Origin of the sequence: Rhodococcus sp. PSBB066 (genome assembly GCF_017068255.1) — a bacterium.
Lineage (GTDB): Bacteria > Actinomycetota > Actinomycetes > Mycobacteriales > Mycobacteriaceae > Rhodococcus > Rhodococcus aetherivorans.
The window spans coordinates 2,530,243-2,547,742 of the sequence record NZ_CP070859.1 but is presented as its reverse complement, the minus strand read 5'-3'; the positions used below and the strand labels follow the sequence as shown (position 1 = coordinate 2,547,742).

Annotated in this window: 21 protein-coding genes and 1 riboswitch; of the genes, 10 read left to right on the top strand and 11 right to left on the bottom strand. The window is 71.7% G+C overall.

Annotated elements, in window-relative coordinates:
- Positions 1 to 18: 18 nt before the first annotated feature.
- The 3 genes from JYA75_RS11735 to mnhG are packed head-to-tail and all read left to right on the top strand — an operon-like array spanning position 19 to position 1,111.
- Positions 19 to 519, top strand: a complete 501-nt coding sequence (locus tag JYA75_RS11735) for a Na+/H+ antiporter subunit E (RefSeq protein WP_044475672.1) — start codon at positions 19 to 21, stop codon at positions 517 to 519.
- Complete coding sequence (locus tag JYA75_RS11730; protein WP_006932436.1) at positions 519 to 779, top strand: monovalent cation/H+ antiporter complex subunit F; 261 nt, start codon at positions 519 to 521, stop codon at positions 777 to 779. The genes JYA75_RS11735 and JYA75_RS11730 overlap by 1 nt, the downstream gene beginning before the upstream one ends.
- The gene (mnhG, locus tag JYA75_RS11725) at positions 776 to 1,111 is read left to right on the top strand and encodes a monovalent cation/H(+) antiporter subunit G (protein WP_006932437.1); all 336 of its coding nucleotides are present in this window, start codon (positions 776 to 778) and stop codon (positions 1,109 to 1,111) included. The genes JYA75_RS11730 and mnhG overlap by 4 nt, the downstream gene beginning before the upstream one ends.
- Here the strand turns inward: mnhG and JYA75_RS11720 are convergent.
- The 5 genes from JYA75_RS11720 to JYA75_RS11700 all read right to left on the bottom strand — a co-directional run bounded on the left by JYA75_RS11720 (position 1,077) and on the right by JYA75_RS11700 (position 5,342).
- Positions 1,077 to 2,354: a phosphatase PAP2 family protein gene (locus JYA75_RS11720; protein ID WP_221776378.1), complete on the bottom strand. Its 1,278-nt coding sequence runs from the start codon at positions 2,352 to 2,354 to the stop codon at positions 1,077 to 1,079. The genes mnhG and JYA75_RS11720 overlap by 35 nt on opposite strands.
- 103 nt (positions 2,355 to 2,457) lie before the next feature.
- Positions 2,458 to 3,579: a glutamate--cysteine ligase gene (locus JYA75_RS11715; protein ID WP_102799057.1), complete on the bottom strand. Its 1,122-nt coding sequence runs from the start codon at positions 3,577 to 3,579 to the stop codon at positions 2,458 to 2,460.
- Positions 3,580 to 3,657: 78 nt separating this feature from the next.
- A complete protein-coding gene (locus tag JYA75_RS11710; RefSeq protein WP_029545328.1) occupies positions 3,658 to 4,305 on the bottom strand; it encodes a superoxide dismutase family protein in 648 nt (215 codons plus the stop codon).
- Positions 4,306 to 4,364: 59 nt separating this feature from the next.
- Positions 4,365 to 4,913 carry a LytR C-terminal domain-containing protein gene (locus JYA75_RS11705; RefSeq protein ID WP_006938242.1) on the bottom strand — a complete coding sequence of 183 codons (549 nt, stop codon included), beginning with the start codon at positions 4,911 to 4,913 and terminating at the stop codon, positions 4,365 to 4,367.
- A 48-nt stretch (positions 4,914 to 4,961) separates the two neighbouring features.
- A complete protein-coding gene (locus JYA75_RS11700; protein ID WP_006938240.1) occupies positions 4,962 to 5,342 on the bottom strand; it encodes a DUF3263 domain-containing protein in 381 nt (126 codons plus the stop codon).
- Between the two features lie 134 nt (positions 5,343 to 5,476).
- Between JYA75_RS11700 and JYA75_RS11695 the strand changes: the two genes are divergently transcribed.
- From JYA75_RS11695 to JYA75_RS11685, 3 genes are read left to right on the top strand one after another with little or no spacing between them, the layout of a single operon-like run.
- On the top strand, positions 5,477 to 6,073 hold the full coding sequence (locus JYA75_RS11695; RefSeq protein ID WP_050035669.1) for a peptide deformylase: 597 nt from the start codon (positions 5,477 to 5,479) through the stop codon (positions 6,071 to 6,073).
- A 7-nt stretch (positions 6,074 to 6,080) separates the two neighbouring features.
- Entirely contained in the window at positions 6,081 to 7,049 is a 969-nt protein-coding gene (locus tag JYA75_RS11690) for a GNAT family N-acetyltransferase (protein WP_029545334.1), read from the top strand.
- A gap of 9 nt (positions 7,050 to 7,058) precedes the next feature.
- Entirely contained in the window at positions 7,059 to 7,862 is an 804-nt protein-coding gene (locus JYA75_RS11685) for an exodeoxyribonuclease III (RefSeq protein WP_029545336.1), read from the top strand.
- 34 nt (positions 7,863 to 7,896) lie between these two features.
- Here the strand turns inward: JYA75_RS11685 and JYA75_RS11680 are convergent, their stop codons facing one another.
- Entirely contained in the window at positions 7,897 to 8,247 is a 351-nt protein-coding gene (locus JYA75_RS11680) for a GNAT family N-acetyltransferase (RefSeq protein ID WP_029545338.1), read from the bottom strand.
- Between the two features lie 181 nt (positions 8,248 to 8,428).
- Positions 8,429 to 8,538: riboswitch (TPP riboswitch) on the top strand.
- Between JYA75_RS11680 and thiC the strand changes: the two genes are divergently transcribed.
- Together thiC and thiD are read left to right on the top strand one after the other, a co-directional pair.
- The gene (thiC, locus tag JYA75_RS11675; protein ID WP_006938227.1) at positions 8,530 to 10,146 is read left to right on the top strand and encodes a phosphomethylpyrimidine synthase ThiC; all 1,617 of its coding nucleotides are present in this window, start codon (positions 8,530 to 8,532) and stop codon (positions 10,144 to 10,146) included. (Overlaps the previous riboswitch by 9 nt.)
- Entirely contained in the window at positions 10,143 to 10,985 is an 843-nt protein-coding gene (gene thiD, locus JYA75_RS11670) for a bifunctional hydroxymethylpyrimidine kinase/phosphomethylpyrimidine kinase (RefSeq protein ID WP_006938226.1), read from the top strand. The genes thiC and thiD overlap by 4 nt, the downstream gene beginning before the upstream one ends.
- Here the strand turns inward: thiD and JYA75_RS11665 are convergent.
- The 5 genes from JYA75_RS11665 to JYA75_RS11645 form a co-directional block, all read right to left on the bottom strand.
- Complete coding sequence (locus JYA75_RS11665; protein WP_168579940.1) at positions 10,957 to 11,787, bottom strand: adenylate/guanylate cyclase domain-containing protein; 831 nt, start codon at positions 11,785 to 11,787, stop codon at positions 10,957 to 10,959. The two genes, thiD and JYA75_RS11665, sit on opposite strands and share 29 nt — an antisense overlap.
- Positions 11,780 to 13,240: a M28 family peptidase gene (locus JYA75_RS11660; protein ID WP_203330063.1), complete on the bottom strand. Its 1,461-nt coding sequence runs from the start codon at positions 13,238 to 13,240 to the stop codon at positions 11,780 to 11,782. The genes JYA75_RS11665 and JYA75_RS11660 overlap by 8 nt, the downstream gene beginning before the upstream one ends.
- 13 nt (positions 13,241 to 13,253) lie before the next feature.
- Entirely contained in the window at positions 13,254 to 14,063 is an 810-nt protein-coding gene (locus tag JYA75_RS11655; RefSeq protein WP_050035671.1) for an ABC transporter permease, read from the bottom strand.
- Entirely contained in the window at positions 14,060 to 15,004 is a 945-nt protein-coding gene (locus JYA75_RS11650) for an ABC transporter ATP-binding protein (protein WP_006938220.1), read from the bottom strand. Before JYA75_RS11650 ends, JYA75_RS11655 begins: the two co-directional genes overlap by 4 nt.
- A 71-nt stretch (positions 15,005 to 15,075) precedes the next feature.
- Complete coding sequence (locus JYA75_RS11645; RefSeq protein WP_203330062.1) at positions 15,076 to 15,597, bottom strand: XRE family transcriptional regulator; 522 nt, start codon at positions 15,595 to 15,597, stop codon at positions 15,076 to 15,078.
- A 148-nt stretch (positions 15,598 to 15,745) separates the two neighbouring features.
- On the opposite strand from JYA75_RS11645, the gene JYA75_RS11640 reads away from it, so the two are divergent.
- A complete protein-coding gene (locus JYA75_RS11640; RefSeq protein ID WP_006938218.1) occupies positions 15,746 to 16,531 on the top strand; it encodes an aldolase in 786 nt (261 codons plus the stop codon).
- 79 nt (positions 16,532 to 16,610) lie between these two features.
- Entirely contained in the window at positions 16,611 to 17,492 is an 882-nt protein-coding gene (locus JYA75_RS11635; protein ID WP_006938217.1) for a dihydrodipicolinate synthase family protein, read from the top strand.
- The last annotated feature ends 8 nt before the right edge of the window (positions 17,493 to 17,500 follow it).

Here is a 17,500-nt window from a genome sequence, read left to right as displayed (position 1 = left end):
CTGTTCGTCCTGGGCTGGATGACGCTGGTGTGGGTGCTGTTGTGGGGCACCTTCAGCGCCGCGAACCTGCTCGGCGGGATCGCCGTCGCGGTGATCGTCACAGTGATGCTGCCGCTGCCGCGGGTGCCCGTCGAGGGCCGCCTGCACGTGCTGTCCGCCGTGCGCCTGGCCGCCGTGATCTTCGTGGATACGATGAAGTCCACGGTCTCGGTCGGGTGGCTCGCGATCCGGCCGGCGCCGCCGCCGGTGACCGGTGTGCTGCGGTGCCGGCTCACCATCAAGTCCGACCTGGTGCTCACCCTGTGGGCGGACATCATGAACAACATCCCCGGCACGATGGTCCTCGAGATCGACCAGGCCCGCCGGATCGTCCACGTCCACGTCCTGGACGTGGGCACCGACCGGAAGGTCGCGGACTTCTACCGCTCCGCGCGGCGCATCGAACGCCTGCTGATCTCGACGTTCGAACGCAACAACGAATGGCAGCCCAGCCCCTGGGTCGTCCGGGAGGAGGCGTGATGACGGTGATACTGGCGCTCTCGGGCGCTCTGCTGGTGGTCGCGGCCGCGCTCATCACCTACCGGGTGCTGGCCGGCCCCACCTCGCTGGACCGGCTGATCGCCCTCGACGCACTGCTGGCCATCGCGATGTGCGGGCTCGCCGCGTGGGCGGTGCACAGCCGGGATACGACGATCGTGCCGGCCGTCGTCGCTCTGGCCCTCGTCGGATTCATCGGCTCGGTGTCGGTGGCACGATTCCGGGTGCGTGACGACCAGTGACCACCGTGCTGGAACTCGTCGGCCACGTCCTCATCCTGATCGGCTCGGTCATCTCCCTCACCGCAGCGGTCGGCATCGTGCGCTTCCGCGACACCCTCTCGCGCATGCATCCGGCAACGAAACCGCAGGTGGTCGGCCTGCTGTTCGTGCTCGGCGGCGCGATGCTCATCCTGCGGGGCAACGTCGACATCTGGATGCTGGCGCTGGCGGGCATGTTCATGGTGCTGACCGCTCCCGTCATCGCCCACCGGGTGGGCCGGCTCGCCTACCGGGAGCAGCTCGGCCGCGACGGTCTGCTCAGCGGCGACGAGCAGTCGCCGGACGGGAGCTGACCGCATCCGGCCGGCGATCGCCGTCGGCCGCATGGAACGTGACGTGGAAGGCCACCGCCACCACCACCAGCGAACCGAGCAGGAGGGGCCCGGCGAGCGGAGCGTGCTCCGCCATGAGACCCGGCAGGTACCGGTAGGCCGCCAGCTGCGCGGCCAGCACCGCCGTGCCGCCCGCGACGAGGCGGATGCGGAACCAGCCCCAGCCGCGGTCCGGGTCGCGCAGCGCGGCCTCGAGCGTCAGGCACAGCACCGCGCCGGAGACGAGGTCCACGCCGTAGTGGTAGCCGAAGCCCAGCGTGGCGGCGAGGGTGCAGCCGAGCCACCCGGTGCCGAGCAGCCGCAGCCAACCGGGGCCGCCCCGGGTGTGCAGGAACAGCGCCAGCGCCCACGCGGTGTGCAGGCTCGGCATGCAGTTGCGCGGGGTGACCGCGTCGAACGGGATCGGCTGCGGGTCGGGATTCCACGGCACCGCAGCCGGCCAGAAGGTCCCCACCTGCCAGCCCGCGCCGTGGTCGCCGAACGCGAAGATCGGGCCCACCACCGGGAACAGCATGTAGACCAGCGGCCCCACCAGGCCGATGAGCAGGAAGGTGCGCACCAGGTGGTGTGCGGGCCAGGGGCGGCCGCCGCCGGCGTTGCGGAGCTGGTACACGGCGACGACGATCGCCGCGACGGGCAGCTCGATGTACACCCAGTGCAGCACCGCGTACACGCCGGGCCCGAGCCATTCGAGAGCCCGGCCCGCCAGCCACGACGGATTGCCCAGGGCGTGGTCGGCGAGCTGGACGTACTCGTCGAGCACGTCCGGCCGGGTCCGTGCGGTCAGTTCGAGCCACGTGTCGCCGATCTTGACCGAGAGCACCAGCAGAACCCCGAGCGCGATGCCGCGCAGCGCACCGCGGCGCGGGCCGCCCTGCAACGCGACCGCGGCGTATCCGGCCAGCAGCACGAGCACGATCGTCGGCCCGTTCCCCACCGTCAGGGGCCCGCCGGTGAGGTACCGCTCGGCCGCGAACGCCCCGTCGAGCAGCACCGCGGCACCGACCGCCACGTACCGCAGGCGCGCGGTCAGGCCCACCATCGCCAGCGCGAGACCGGCCCACGGCACGGACGCCGACTTCGGGATCGCGACGACGTCGCCGACGAGTCCGGGGAGCGGCCCGGGGAACCCGCTGTACCGCGCGACCGCCTCGGCCACGAGGACACCGAGGATCGCGCCGGTCAGAGCGAGGGGAACGAACAATTGCGGCACATGCGCCGGCTGCGCCTTCGGGCGCTCCACCCCTCGGATCGACACCGGTACATGGTAAACAGCGTGTGAACTGTGCGGGAACGCGGCCGATCGTTCAGGCGCGCAGTTCCTCTACCAGCGAGTCCACCACCGCGACGAGGTCGCCGCCGGTCTGCTCCGCGATCCGGCGCTGCCGCTGGTAGGAGGCTCCCCGCACGGGGATCTGCGCCACCTGGGCGAGTTCGTCCGCACAGCCGAGCCGCGCCGCCGTGGGAGTGAGCTGCTCGAGCAGGTCGTTCAGGTCGTCGGTGACGAGGCGCTCGTGGCACACCGGGTCGAGGATCACCTCGGCCTCGAGGCCGTAGCGGGCGGCGCGCCACTTGTTCTCCTTGACGTGCCACGGCTGCAGGGTGGGCAGCTGCTCGCCCCGCTCGAGCCGCTCGTCGTAGTACACGACGAGCGAGTGCACGAGGGCGACGAGGGCGGCCAGCTCGGCCTTGTTGGTGATGCCGTCGAAGACCCGGACCTCGATGGTGCCCCACCGCGGCGACGGGCGGATGTCCCAGTGCATGCCGCCCGGCTTCGTGATGACCCCGGACTTGAGCTGGTCCTCGATGAAGCTCTCGTACTGGGCCCAGCTCTCGAAGTGGTACGGCAGTCCGGCCGTCGGCAGCTGCTGGAACATCAGGGCACGGTTGCTCGCGTAGCCGGTGTCCACGCCCGCCCAGATCGGTGAGGAGGCCGACAGCGCCAGCATGTGCGGGTACTTCACCAGCAACGCGTTGAGGATCGGGATGACCTTCTCCGCGGACGAGACACCGACGTGGACGTGCACGCCCCAGATGAGCATCTGCCGGCCCCACCAGCGGGTGCGCTCGATCATCTCGTCGTAGTCCGGGGACCGGGTGACGACCTGGTCGGTCCACTGCCCGAACGGATGGGTGCCGGCGCAGATCAGATCCACCCCCGCGGGATCGGCGGCGGTGCGCAGCAGGTCGAGGGATTCGGCCAGGTCGCCGACGGCCTCGGCGACGGTGTCGTGCACGTCGGTGACGAGTTCGACGGTGTTGCGGAGGAACTCCTTGGTGAGCCGCGGGGTCTGCCCGGCGCGCTGCTCGACCGCGTCGAAGACGACTGCGGCGGTGTTCGACAGGTCGCGCGTCTTCTTGTCCACCAGCGCGATCTCCCACTCGACGCCGAGAGTCGGGCGGGGTGAACCGGGAAACGGTACAGGCACGAATCGATCCAACCACAGGGCCCCGGCGACCGTCGCCGGTCGCCGGGGCCCTGCAAGTAGAGTTTCGGGAGGTGGCCGTCAGGAGACGACGCCGCAGGCGAGACGCTCGCCGCCGGCGGTTTCCTGGTGGACGACGACGGACGTGCCGTCCCCGCCCTGCAGGTCGTCGAGGGTGAACGCCTCGGTGGTGACGGTCAGCGATCCGGAGCCGCCCTCGCGCACCACGACCGCACCGAGGTCACCGCTCTCGGGGATGCTGGTGTTGCCGCCGGCCTGCAGGTGCCCGCCCGCGGACAGGAAGTTGCCGGGCTCGCCGCCGGTCGGGGCGGTGGAGTTGGTCTCGCACTTGCCGACCTCGTGGACGTGGACGCCGCGGTAGCCGACCGGCATGCCCTCGAGCTCGACGGTCGCCTCGACGCCTCCGTCGACCTCGGTGAAGGTGACCGTGCCGGCGGCCGCACCGGCCGGGGTCCGCAGCTCGGCGGAGTGCTCCGCGCCGCCGGTGCCGCCCGCCGCGCCCGTCGTGGCCTCCCCCGGGACAGCGCTGCCGCCGTGGGCCTCGTCGGCGCCCTCCGGCGCCGCGGAACCCGTCCACACCGGCGGGGTGGTGCCGGGGGTGTCGCTCGGCTCCTCGCTGTTCGAGCACGCGCTCAGGCCCACCGCAGCGATCGCGACGATCGGGGCCAGGGCACGCCAGGACATGCGACGGGTGGAACTCGAGGCCATCAAACCGCTCCTTCGAAGTGGCGAAAAGTCACCTGATCATAGCCGGGGGGCGGAAGCCCTCACGGCGAGGTGACGATGACGATGACGCCCGGCGACGAGTCCCGGATCCCGGCGAAGCGCGGCTGGGCCGTCACCCCCAGCGCCTCGGCCACCGCCTCCGCGGTCTGCCGCTCCCCCGGGCCCGTGCCGTAGTACACGGACGTGGTTTCGATCACGCCGTCGCTGTAGTTGCCCGTCTCCGCGACGGTGAATCCCTCGTCCTCGAGCAGGCCGGCCGTCTGGGCGGCCAGGCCCGAGACGTTGCTGTTGTTGAGCACCCGCACGGGGGCGGCGGCCCCCGCCGACGTGGTGGCGGAGACCGTCGTCGTGGCCGACGGAGCCGCACCGGGGGCGGTCGTCCTCGCCGACGTCGCGGCGAGCGGCGCCGACGTCGCGGACGTGGTCGCCGGCGCGGCCGCGGGCTCGGTCGTCGGCTCGGGAGCCGGGCTCTCGGAATCGGAGCCTCCGAGCGAGGCGAGACCGAGGCCGGCGAACAGGATGGCGAGAGAGATCAGCACCATCGCGAGCGCTCGCAGCGGCGGACCCGACGATTCCGAGGTTGTGCTCACGCTCTCGACCTTAGTTGCCGCGCCCGCCGGATCACCGTCGTACTCGTACTACTTGGTGATCTCGAAGCCGAGCCGGCGCGCGGCGCGGGCCTTCTGCCGGCTGGCCCGCAGCCGGCGCAACCGCTTGACGAGCATGGGGTCGGCCGCCAGCGCCTCCGGCCGGTCCACCAGCGCGTTGAGGACCTGGTAGTAGCGGGTCGCGGACAGACCGAAGAGTTCCTTGATCGCCTCTTCCTTGGCACCGGCGTACTTCCACCACTGCCGCTCGAAGGCGAGGATGTCGCGCTCCCGGCGAGAGAGACCGTCCGTGCCGGCCTCGTCCGGGCCGGCCGCGGGGTGGTTGTTCTCGGCGTGGTTGTTCTCGGCGTGGTTGCTCCGGTCGGAAACCTGCTCGGATTCGTTACCGATTTGCGCTGCTGCGCCGTCCATCTCACTCCTCGACTGCCTCGAATCACGCCGAGGTCCGATCGGACCCGGGTGTTTCCGAGGGCAATTCAACCACGGTGGTACGACAGGTACCGGCTCAACGGACAGGCGAGTCCTGCCCACTATCCTCTTGCACCATGGCAATACTTCCGATCCGGATCGTCGGTGACCCCGTCCTGCATCACCCGACGAAACCGGTCACCCAGTCGCCGGCCGAACTGGCCCAGCTGATCGCCGACATGTACGAGACGATGGATGCGGCGAACGGCGTCGGTCTCGCCGCCAACCAGGTCGGTGTCGACCTGCGGCTGTTCGTCTACGACTGCCCCGACCTGGACGAGGCCGGCAACGTGGTCCGCCGCCGCGGCGAGGTGATCAACCCGGTGCTCGAGACGTCGGAGATCCCGGAGACGATGCCCGACCCCGACGACGACGTCGAGGGGTGCCTGTCGGTCCCCGGCGAGCAGTTCCCCACCGGGCGCGCCGAGTGGGCGAAGGTCACCGGCACCGACGCCGAGGGCAACCCGATCGAGATCGAGGGCCACGGCTTCTTCGCCCGGATGCTGCAGCACGAGGTCGGCCACCTCGACGGCTACCTGTACGTCGACAAGCTCATCGGACGCAACGCCCGCGCCGCCAAGAAGACGATCAAGCGGGCGGGGTGGGGCGTGCCCGGCCTCAGCTGGGTGCCCGGGACGGTCGAGGACCCGTTCGGCCACGACGACGAGGACTGACGCACCGGTGACGACCGAGCAGTCCGTACCCGTCGGCACCCGGGTGGTGCTGCGCTACCGGCTGCCCGCCGGCTACAGCCACCCGATGACCGACGTGATCGGCGAGCTGGTCTCCCTCGAACCGGCCGTGGTGGTGCGCACCGCCGGCGGCCGCCTCGTGCAGGTCGCGCCCGAGGCCGTGGTCGCGCTCAAGGCCCTCGGTGCCCGGCCGATCCGCACCGGTGAGATCCGCGCCCTCGAGAACGCCGCGGCCGCCGCCTGGCCCGGGCTGGAACAGGGCTGGATCGACGGCTGGCTCCTGCGGGCCGGCGCCGGCTTCACCGGCCGCGCGAATTCCGCCACCCCGCTCGGCGACCCGGGCACGGTCGCCGACCCCCTCGATCCGGACGTGCACGCCCGGATGCGCGAGTGGTTCGCGGTCCGCGGCCTGCCGCTGCGGCTCCTGCTGCCGGACCGGCTCGCCCGGCTCCCGCACGGGTGGGCACCGAGCGACGAGGTGCAGGTGCTGGCCGCCGACCTCGACAACGTGCCGCTGCCCGGCGTCGCCACCCCCGTGACCGTGAGCGCCGGCCCGGACCCCGGGTGGCTGTCGCTGTACCGCTACCGTGGCGCGCCGATGCCTGCCGAAGGCCGGGCGGTCGTCGAGTCCGTCCTGGGCGGCGTCCTGGGCTTCGGCCGCATCGGCGGCGACACGGAGACCCTGGCGATCGCCCGGGCCGCGGTCACCGACGCCCCCGACGGCCGCCGCTGGGTGGGCCTGACCGCCGTCGAGGTGGCCGCCGCGCACCGCCGGAACGGCCTCGGCACGCTCGTGTGCGGGGCCCTGCTGCAGTGGGGTCGCGACCACGGCGCCACCCACGCATACCTGCAGGTCGCGGCGGGGAACACCGCCGCCCGGGGCCTGTACCGGGCGCTCGGATTCGTCGAGCACCACCGCTACCGGTACGCCACGGAACCTGTCGGTCCGCTCGCCTAGAGTGGGGACGTGCGTCTTGCTACCTGGAACGTGAACTCCGTCCGTGCCCGTACCGACCGGATCCTCGACTGGCTGCAGCGGACGGGCACCGATGTGCTCGCCATGCAGGAGACCAAGTGCAAGGACGAGCAGTTCCCGTACGAGCGGTTCGAAGAACTCGGCTACCGGGTGGCGCACGTGGGGCTCTCCCAGTGGAACGGCGTCGCCATCGCCTCCCGCATCGGTCTCGACGACGTGCAGGTCGGGTTCGAGGACCAGCCCGGGTTCACCAAGGACCCGGACGCCGACCCGGCTCAGGAGGCCCGGGCGATCGGCGCGACGTGCGGCGGCGTGCGGGTGTGGAGCCTGTACGTGCCCAACGGCCGTGAGCTGGCCGATCCCCACTACGTCTACAAGCTCGAGTGGCTGGCGAAGCTGCGGGCCGACGCACAGGCCTGGCTCGCCGCCGACCCGCAGAAGCAGATCGCGCTCGTCGGTGACTGGAACATCGCTCCCACCGACGAGGACGTGTGGGATCCGGCGTTCTTCGAGGGTCGGACGCACACGTCGGAGCCGGAGCGGGAGGCGTTCCGCGCCTTCCTCGACGGCGGCTTCACCGACGTGGTGCGCCCGCACGCCCCGGGCCCGGGTGTGTACACCTACTGGGACTACACCCAGCTGCGCTTCCCGAAGCGCCAGGGCATGCGCATCGACTTCGTCCTCGGCTCCCCCGCGCTCGCGGCGCGGGTCTCCGGCGCGGAGATCGACCGCAACGAGCGCAAGGGCAAGGGCGCGAGCGACCACGCGCCCGTCGTCGTCGACCTCGCCGACTGAGGCGACCCGGTCACGGCGGGGCGGAATCCGCGCGTCAGCGACGGCCGGCGGTCGGCTCGAGCGGCAGGACGACGTCCCGGTACTCGGGGTGGGCGGTGAGGAACCGTTGCACGTAGGTGCACACGGGCCGGACCCGCCAGCCACGCTGACGCGCGAGATCCAGGGAGTGGCCCACGAGCACCCCCGCGAGCCCACGGTGCCCGAAGTCCTCGACGATGACGGTGTGCAGGAAATCGACGACGGGATGGTTGCGCCCGGGCACGCCCGAGGGACGATCCGTGTCGAAATACCCGAGGATCCCGACAAGATCCCCGTTGAGGCGTAGCTCGAAGCGGTTCTGATCCTTGTTGTCGGTCACCTCGGTACGCGGCGAGTTGACGAGCATGATCCCCTCCGTGGTGCCGTAACCGAACTGTGACCTACGCCACTATAGAGCATGCAGGGTGTATCCGCCGAGACGTAGGCGGCAAATATCTGTCCTGCCCCCGACACGGTGCTGCCCTGCCACCCCCCGCGCGGTGCCGTCCTGCCCCCGGCACGGTGCTGCGCTATGGTGGCACCGCACATCGCAACCACACGGGAGCTCGCACCAGCGGGCTGAGAGGACGGCTCGGGGCCGTCGACCGTAGAACCTGACCGGGTAATTCCGGCGTAGGGAGATCATCTCGTGAGCACAGCTGTATCCGGCTCGTCCGCGTCCGGCGCGGGCGCCGTCACCACCGGCCCCATCGAGGGCAGCACCAAGCACTACGTCGCCGTGCCCGGGGAACCGGGGATGTCGGTCCCGGTACGCCGGGTCCACCTGACCACCGGCGAGCACCACGACCTGTACGACACGTCCGGGCCGTACACCGAGTCCGACGTCGTGGTCGACCTGGCCGCGGGCCTGCCGGCACTGCGGGCCGGGTGGCCGCGGCACCCGGGCACGCAGCTCGCCGCCGCCCGCGCGGGCGTCGTCACCCCGGAGATGCGCTATTGCGCCGCCCGCGAGGGCGTACCCGCCGAGACGGTCCGCGCCGAGGTCGCCGCCGGCCGGGCCGTGATCCCGGCGAACCACCGCCACCCCGAGCTCGAGCCGATGGTCATCGGCAAGGCCTTCGGGGTGAAGGTCAACGCGAACATCGGCAACAGCGCGGTGACCTCCTCGATCGCCGAGGAGGTCGACAAGATGGTGTGGGCGACCCGGTGGGGGGCCGACACCGTCATGGACCTGTCCACCGGCCCGCGCATCCACGAGACCCGCGAGTGGATCCTGCGCAACTCGCCGGTGCCCGTCGGCACGGTGCCGATCTACCAGGCCGTCGAGCAGGCCGGTGGCGATCCGGCCGCGCTGACCTGGGAGATGTACCGCGACACCGTGATCGAACAGTGCGAGCAGGGCGTCGACTACATGACCGTCCACGCCGGGGTGCTGCTGCGGCACATCCCGCTCACCGCGCACCGGGTGACCGGCATCGTCTCGCGCGGCGGCGCCATCATGGCCGCATGGTGCCTGGCGCACCATCGGGAGTCGTTCCTGTACACACACTTCGCCGAGCTGTGCGAGATCCTGCAGCGCTACGACGTGACGATCTCCCTCGGCGACGGCCTGCGTCCCGGCTCCGTCGCCGACGCCAACGACGCCGCCCAGTTCGCCGAGCTGCGCACGCTCGGGGAACTCACCCGCGTCGCGAAGTCGCACGGCGTCCAGGTGCTGATCGAGGGTCCCGGACACGTGCCGATGCACCTGATCGAGGAGAACGTGCGGCTTGAGGAGGAGCTGTGCGAGGAGGCCCCCTTCTACACCCTCGGGCCGCTCACCACCGACATCGCTCCCGCCTACGACCACATCACTTCGGCGATCGGCGCCGCGATGATCGCCCGGGCCGGCACCGCGATGCTCTGCTACGTCACGCCGAAGGAGCACCTGGGCCTGCCCGATCGGGACGACGTCAAGACCGGGGTGATCGCGTACAGGATCGCCGCCCACGCGGCGGATCTCGCCAAGGGCCACCCGCGCGCCCGGGAACGCGACGACGCGCTCTCCCGCGCCCGGTTCGAGTTCCGGTGGCACGACCAGTTCGCGTTGTCCCTCGACCCGGACACCGCCCGCGCGTTCCACGACGAGACGCTGCCGGCGGAGCCGGCCAAGAAGGCCCACTTCTGCTCGATGTGCGGCCCGAAGTTCTGCTCGATGCGGATCTCCGCGGACGTGCGGGCCGGGCTGGCCGGCAAGGCCGCCGAATTCGCCGGCGCGGGTGGCCAGGTCTACGTCCCGATCGAATCGGTAGGGTCGCAGCCGTGAAGCTGCTGCCCCTGGCCCCGAAGGGCCGAACCCCGGTCCGTGCCCTCACCATCGCCGGAACCGACTCGGGTGGCGGGGCCGGCATCCAGGCCGACTCGCGCACCATGGCGATGTGCGGCGTGCACGCCTGCGTCGCCGTCGCGGCCGTGACCGTGCAGAACTCCGTGGGCGTCAGCGGCTTTCACGAGATCCCGCCCGAGACGGTGGCCGCGCAGGTGCGGTGCGTGGTGGAGGACATCGGGGTCTCGGGCGCCAAGACCGGCATGCTCGCCTCCACCGGGATCATCGAGGCGGTCGCCGCGGTGTGCGCGGAGGTCGGCATCGGCCGCGATCGGCCGGTGCCGCTCGTGGTCGACCCGGTGTGCGCGTCGATGCACGGCGATCCCCTGCTGCACGCGGAGGCTCTCGACGCGGTGCGGCACACCCTGATACCGCAGGCCACGGTGGTCACGCCGAACCTCGACGAGGTGCGGCTGATCACCGGCATCGAGGTGGTCGACGACGCCTCCGCGCGACGCGCCGCCGAGGCGCTGCACGGCCTCGGCGCGCAGTGGGCGATCGTCAAGGGCGGGCACCTGCGCACCTCCGACGTCAGCACCGACCTGCTGTTCGACGGGGACCGGTTCCTCGAGTTCACCAGCCCCCGCATCGACACCGGCAACGATCACGGCGGCGGCGACACGCTCGCCGCGGCGATCGCGTCGGCCCTCGCCCACGGGTGGTCGGTGCCCGAGGCCGTGGAGTTCGGCAAGGAGTGGGTCACCCGGTGCCTGGAGTGGTCGTACGACCTCGGCGCCGGGCACGGCCCGGTCAACCCCCTGTGGCGACTGCAGTCCTGATCCGCCAGATCCCGAGTTCGGGCGGTACACCCTTGGGGGCCGACGCGAACAGCCCGCGCCGGTGCGGGCGCACCTCGAGGCCGAGCGTGTCGACGGCACCGGCCGGCAGTGCGTCGAGCGTCGCGGAGGACACCACCACGTGCCCGTTCCCGGCGAGCTCCATCATGCGGGCCGCGACGGTGACGTCGACACCCAGCCAGTCGCTGCCGATCCGCCGGGGCCGACCGGTGTGCGCGCCGACCCGGATCCGCGGCCGGTAGCCGTCCGCGGTCACCGCCGTCAGGGCGGCGCGGGCCGCGAAGATCGCGTCCAGCGCCCGTTCCGGCCGGTCGAACACCACCATCAGACCGTCGCCGAGCCGCTTGACGACGGTGCCGCCGCGGTCCGTGAACGCCGGCTCCAGCGCCCGGGCGACGCGCCGCAGCAGGTCGAGGGTGGCGACGTCGCCCGCGGCGAGGGACCACGTCGAGAACCCCACGAGGTCGGTGAAGACCACGGTGACCTCCCGGTCGCCGCGGCCGGCGCCGGCGCGTTCGAGCAGCGCCTGCCAGGCCTGCAGCGCGCCGAATCCGAGTTCGTGCACCGCGCTCGGTTGGTCGACGTCGCGCCACCGTCCGGCCAGCCGGGCGACGGCCTGCGGCCCGCTGGTCCCGGCGGTGGACAGCGGATCGCCGAACCCGGGATCGCCGGGGAGCGCGCGTCGCAGCCGCCGGGCCAGCCGGACCAGCTCGGGCCGCCGGTCCACGGCCGAGAACCGGTCCGCGAGGCGACGACCGAAGCCCGGGGCCGGCGTCTCATCCATCGGAGCGGACCTCGGCGCGCTGCGGCCCGACGGGAACCCCGTCCGGTCCCGCGACGGTCCGCGCATACGTGCCCACCCCGTACCCGACGGCCGACGCGGCGACGGCGAGCGCGGCCCGGTCGATGTTGGCGAGCGTGTCCTGCGGGCTGTGGTAGTTCGGGTCGAACGGCGCGTCGCCGGTGCCGCCCCACTTGCCCGCCTGCTCCGGGGTCTTGCGGTCGTCGGCACCGGAGAACACGCCCCCGGAGGGGATGCCCGCGTCGACGAACGGCCCGTAGTCGGAGCGGCCGTCGAAGTCGGTGCCGTCCGCGGCGACGCCCCGCGACGTCAGGTAGCCCAGGAAAGTGCGCTCGATGCCGGCCGAGCCTTCCGGTCCCGGTCCGGCGCCCACCGCGTCGGAGTCGTCGCCGTCGTAGACGAGGTAGCCCGGATTCGGCGACCCGAGCATGTCGAAGTTCAGGTACAGGGCGATGTCCTCGCGGGCGGCGTCGTCCAGGGAGGCCACATAGTCGGTGGAGCCGACCAGCCCGACCTCCTCGGCACCCCAGAACGCGAACCGCACCGCGTTGGTGACACCCGGGTCGCTGCCGAGCTGCAGGGCCGTCTCGAGCACCGCGGCGACGCCGGTGCCGTTGTCGTTGATGCCCGGTCCCTCCGGGACGCTGTCGAGGTGGGCGCCGACGACGACCACGTCGTCGGTCGAGCCCGTGGCGGTCTGCGCGAGCACGTTGCGCGAGCGCACGCTGTCCACGCGGGTGTCGAGGACGAGGGTCACCGTGGTGGGTGCGGCGGCGAGCGCGCGGCCGTCGGCGCCGCTGATCCCCGCGGCGGGCACGAGGTCGTTGCCCTCCTCGCCGAGGGTGGCGCCGGCGAGCGCACCGTCCTCGTTGTTGGCGACGAGGAGCGCCGCCGCACCGCGTTCGGCCGCGACCTGCTGCTTGACGAAGAACGGGCACACCCCGCGCGTGACGAGCACGACGGCGCCGGAGACGTCGAGCCCGTCGTAGTCGGAGGCCTCGCACCCGGGCGTGTCGTCGGCGGGCACCGGCACGAGCCGGGCGGTGAGTCCGTCCGGGCCGGTGGACGGCGAGAACTCGAGGGCCCGGACCGGCACCGGCGCGCCGGCGACGGTCAGGGTCTCGGTCTCGACGTCGAAACTGCGGACGTCGAACTCCGGGGTCTGCACGTCGAATCCCGCGTCGCGCAACCGGCCGGCGACGTAGTCGACGCTCGCGTCGTAGCCGGCGGTGCCCACGGCGCGGTTGCCGTCGTGCTCGGTGGCGATGCGTTCGAGTTCCGTGAGGTGGCCGACCACCGCGTCGATTCCCACGGCCCCCGCCAGCGCGGCCGGGTCCACCGGCGGCGGCGCCGGCGGCTCCTCCGAGCATGCCGCCACCAGCAGCACGATCGCCGCGACGGCGCCCCCGGCCCGTACCCGCGCTCCCCGGTTCATCCGCCGAGAATACTCACGCGTCGCGCCGGTTCACCACGACCAGCGCGGCCGCGAACACCACGGCGACGAACACCGCGAAGTACACCAGCGAACCCCACGGCCCCCAGTGGAAGTCGATGCCCTGCTCGCTGCCGAGGAAGTGGTTGGCATTGGCGAACGGCAGGAAGGGCTGCACCTGCCGGCCGAACGAACCGAACAGCGCGAACAGCGACTCGATCAGCAGCGGCCACAGCAGCAGCAGCGCGATGGTGCCGGCGGACTGGCGCAACAGCGCCCCCACCGCGACGGCGAGCACCGCGCACAGCAGCGCGTAGATCGCGACGCCGTAGATCGACCGCCACGCGTCGTCGCCCTCGAGCACCAGGTCCCGCCCGGCCTCCGGGCCGGCGAGGGCCTTGGCGAGATAGAACGAGGCGAGGGCCAGCACGCCGGTCAGTACCGCGCCGAACACCCCGATCAGCAGCGCCTTGACGACGAGGACGGCGCTGCGGTTCGGCATGGCCTGGAACGTGGTACGGATGACCCCGAACCGGTACTCGCTGGTCACCGACAGCGCCGCGAGGATCATCAGCACGAGCACGCCGAAGCCGGCGACGCCGCTGACCGCGACGTCGACGGTCGGGTAGAACCGGCCGACCTCCTCGTCGACGGACATGCTCGCCTTGGACGCGGCGCCGAGGATCGCCGCGAGGCCGAGGCCCAGCGCGACGATCACGACGGTGCACCACCACGGCGACTGGGTGGAGGTCAGTTTGATCCGTTCCGCCTTGACGGTGTCCACGACCACGCTCGTCGTGCCGGCGTTGTCCACGGCCACGCTCATCGCAGCTCCCCCTTCATCGGCTGCACAGCCGGGCCCCCGGCCACGGCTCCCTGGTACTGCACGTCGTCTCCGGTCAGTTTCATGAACGCCTCCTCGAGCGACGCGTTCTGGCCCGCCAGCTCGTGCAGCACCACCGAGTGCGCAGCTGCGACCTCACCCACCTGCGCGGTGGTGACGCCGCTGACGATCAGCGCGCCCTCGTCGTCCCGGACGGTGTGGCCCTGCCCGGTCAGTGCCGTCCGCAGCGTGTCGAGCTGTGGGCTGCGCACCCGCACCGTCGCCTCCGACGCCCGCTCGACGAACTCCGCGACGGACGTGTCCGCGATGAGCCGGCCCCGGCCGATCACCAGCAGGTGGTCGGCGGTCTGCGCCATCTCCGACAGCAGGTGGCTCGACACGAGCACGGTGCGGCCCTCCGTCGCGAGGGCCTGCATGAACCGCCGGATCCACACGATGCCCTCGGGGTCGAGGCCGTTGACGGGCTCGTCGAACAGCAGCACCTTCGGGTCGCCGAGCAGGGCACCGGCCAGTCCGAGCCGCTGCGACATGCCGAGCGAGAAACCGCCCGCGCGCTTGTCGGCCACCTCGGTCAGGCCGACGAGCGCGAGCACCTCCTCGACCCGCGAGTTCGGCAGGCCGTTGGACGCGGCGAGCCAGCGCAGGTGTGCCCGCGCCGACCGGTTCGGGTGTACCCAGCGCGCGTCGAGCAGCGCACCGACGGTCCGCAGCGGCCGCTTCAGCTGCCGGTAGGGGACGCCGTCGATCAGCGCGGTCCCGGCGGTGGGCCGGTCGAGGCCGAGGATCATCCGCATCGTCGTGGATTTCCCGGCGCCGTTGGGGCCGAGGAATCCGGTGACGATCCCCGGCCGGACCGTGAACGTCACATCGTCGACGGCGACGGTGGAACCGAAGGTCTTCGTCAGTCCGGTCACTTCGATCATGACCCACAGCCTGCCCGATTCGGGCGGATCGCGCCGCGCGGGGTCGCCCTACGGTCCTGCAGGCGTCTCGATCAGTGGTGGTCGTTGCATGCGACGACGAGGACCTCGGCGTCCACCGGGCCGGTGCTGCGGAGCCGATGATCGAGGGAGGCGTCGAAGTAGGCGCAGTCGCCGGCGTCCAGGGTGACGATCGTCCCCCCGTGGTCGAGTTCGATCGATCCGGAGACGACGAACACGAACTCCTGGCCGCTGTGCTCGGGGTGCGGGTCGTCGGCGAAGTCGCGTCCGGGCCGGACGACGAACGGGGACATCGCTTTCCCCAGCATTCCCGCGGCGACGGGGTGGTAGCGGTCCGCCCCGGCCCGGGCGGGGGCGCGCTCGATCGTCATCCGCGAACGCGACGCGTCGTCCGCGAACAGCTGCCCGACGTCGACGTCGAGGGCGCGGGCGATCCTCATCGCCACCGCGATCGACGGTGTGCTGCGCTCGCGCTCGATCTTGGACAGGTAGCTCTTGGTCAACCCGGTCTGCGCCGCGAGGGCCTCGAGCGTGAGCCCCCGCTCCTTGCGTAACGCTCGCACCAGCGCGGTCACGGCCCCGTCCTTCCGTCGTCACCCCTCACACGGCGAGTCTACAAAGTGTCCTGTCGAGGGCTCTCCCGACGAAAGTAGCTGTACATGACACAAAGTGTCCTATAGTCTCCCTCGTGTCCACCACAGTCGAGATCGAGGAGGCCGATCGATGTCCGGGACGTTCACCGCTACGAAAGCGGAGTTGATGCACCAGGCCCAGGCCCGCATGCGGACCCACCTTGCGGAGTCCGGCTGGACGACGCGCCAGAAGCTCGCCCTGACCTGCCGAATCCTGTTCGACGCCGGGCACGACTCCGGCCTGGCGGGCCAGATCACCGCCCGCGCCGAAGAACCGGGGACCTACTACACCCAGCAGCTGGGCCTCGGGTTCGACGAGATCACCGAGGACAACCTGCTGTTGGTCGACGAGGATCTCCAGGTTCTCGACGGCTCCGGGATGGCCAATCCCGCCAACCGGTTCCACAGCTGGATCTACCGCGCGCGCCCCGACGTGCAGTGCATCGTCCACACCCATCCGTTCCATGTCGCCGCACTGTCCATGCTCGAAGTCCCGCTCGTGGTGTCCCAGATGGACATCGCGCCGCTCTACGACGACTGTGCCTTCCTCCCCGCCTGGCCCGGCGTGCCGGTCGGCAACGAGGAAGGCGAGATCATCACGGCCGCGCTCGGCTCGAAGAAGGCGATCCTCCTGGCCCACCACGGCCACGTCGTCGCCGGGGCCGGCATCGAGGAGGCGTGCTCGCTCGCCGTGCTGATCGAACGCGGCGCCGAGCTGCAACTCGCCGCCATGGCGGCCGGCACGATCGCCGAACTTCCGGACCGGCTCGCGCGGGAGGCGCACGACTGGACCCTCACCCCGAAACGCAGCCAGGCCAACTTCGCCTACTACGCGCGTCGCGCCCTGGCCCGGCACCCGGACGCGATCGCCGGCTGAGCGCCCACCGGCCCCCGGCCCCCGGCCCCCGGCGAGGTTGCTCGCCCCCGCTTTCACGAGACGAAAAGGATTCTCTGCCTTGACCACACTGGAAGGCATCATCGCCTACCCGATCACCCCGTTCACCTCCGGCGCCGATGCGACGGTCGACACCGGCGCGCTCACCGCGCTCGTCGACCGTCTCGTCGGGGACGGTGTGCACGCCGTCGCCCCACTCGGCAGTACCGGCGAGAGCGCCTATCTCACCGAGAAGGAGTTCGACACCGTTCTCGACACCACGATCGCCGCCGTCGCCGGCCGCGTCCCCGTCGTCGTCGGAGTGTCCGACCTGACGACGGCGAACACCGTCCGCCGGGCCCGTCGCGCGCAGACGGCGGGCGCCTCGGCCGTCATGGTGCTCCCCGTGTCGTACTGGAAGCTCACCGATCGCGAGATCGCCTGCCACTACGCCGCCGTCGGTGCGGCGATCGACATTCCCGTCATGGCGTACAACAACCCCGCCACCAGCGGCATCGACATGAGCCCGGAACTGCTGGTGTCGATGTTCGACACCATCGACAACCTCACCATGGTCAAGGAGTCCACCGGCGATCTGTCCCGGATGCAGCGCATCGCCGAGCTCAGCGAGGGCCGCCTGCCGTTCTACAACGGCAGCAACCCGCTCGTGCTCGAGGCGCTGAGGGCCGGGGCGTCCGGCTGGTGCACCGCCGCGCCGTGCCTGCGGCCCGAGCCGTGTCTCGCGCTGTACACGGCCGTCGAGGACGGCGACCTCGCCCGCGCTCAGGCCCTGTACGCCGAACTGCGGCCCCTGCTCGAGTTCATCGTCGCCGGCGGCCTCCCCACCACGATCAAGGCGGGCCTCGGCATCCTCGGCTCGGACGTCGGGGATCCCCGAGCGCCGCTGCTGCCCCTCGAACCCGAGGGAAGAGCCACCCTCGCACGGCTGCTCTCCGCCGCCTGACGGCGCGT

What these genes read in the sequence shown, in the direction of transcription:
- JYA75_RS11650 (WP_006938220.1), bottom strand. Translation starts at nt 15,004, where the DNA reads ATGATCGAAGTGACCGGACTGACGAAGACCTTCGGTTCCACCGTCGCC.
- JYA75_RS11680 (WP_029545338.1), bottom strand. Translation starts at nt 8,247, where the DNA reads ATGCTCGTCAACTCGCCGCGTACCGAGGTGACCGACAACAAGGATCAG.
- JYA75_RS11640 (WP_006938218.1), top strand. Translation starts at nt 15,746, where the DNA reads ATGTCCGGGACGTTCACCGCTACGAAAGCGGAGTTGATGCACCAGGCC.
- JYA75_RS11710 (WP_029545328.1), bottom strand. Translation starts at nt 4,305, where the DNA reads ATGGCCTCGAGTTCCACCCGTCGCATGTCCTGGCGTGCCCTGGCCCCG.
- JYA75_RS11655 (WP_050035671.1), bottom strand. Translation starts at nt 14,063, where the DNA reads ATGAGCGTGGCCGTGGACAACGCCGGCACGACGAGCGTGGTCGTGGAC.
- JYA75_RS11735 (WP_044475672.1), top strand. Translation starts at nt 19, where the DNA reads ATGACGCTGGTGTGGGTGCTGTTGTGGGGCACCTTCAGCGCCGCGAAC.
- JYA75_RS11730 (WP_006932436.1), top strand. Translation starts at nt 519, where the DNA reads ATGACGGTGATACTGGCGCTCTCGGGCGCTCTGCTGGTGGTCGCGGCC.
- JYA75_RS11660 (WP_203330063.1), bottom strand. Translation starts at nt 13,240, where the DNA reads ATGAACCGGGGAGCGCGGGTACGGGCCGGGGGCGCCGTCGCGGCGATC.
- JYA75_RS11665 (WP_168579940.1), bottom strand. Translation starts at nt 11,787, where the DNA reads ATGGATGAGACGCCGGCCCCGGGCTTCGGTCGTCGCCTCGCGGACCGG.
- JYA75_RS11700 (WP_006938240.1), bottom strand. Translation starts at nt 5,342, where the DNA reads ATGGACGGCGCAGCAGCGCAAATCGGTAACGAATCCGAGCAGGTTTCC.
- JYA75_RS11695 (WP_050035669.1), top strand. Translation starts at nt 5,477, where the DNA reads ATGGCAATACTTCCGATCCGGATCGTCGGTGACCCCGTCCTGCATCAC.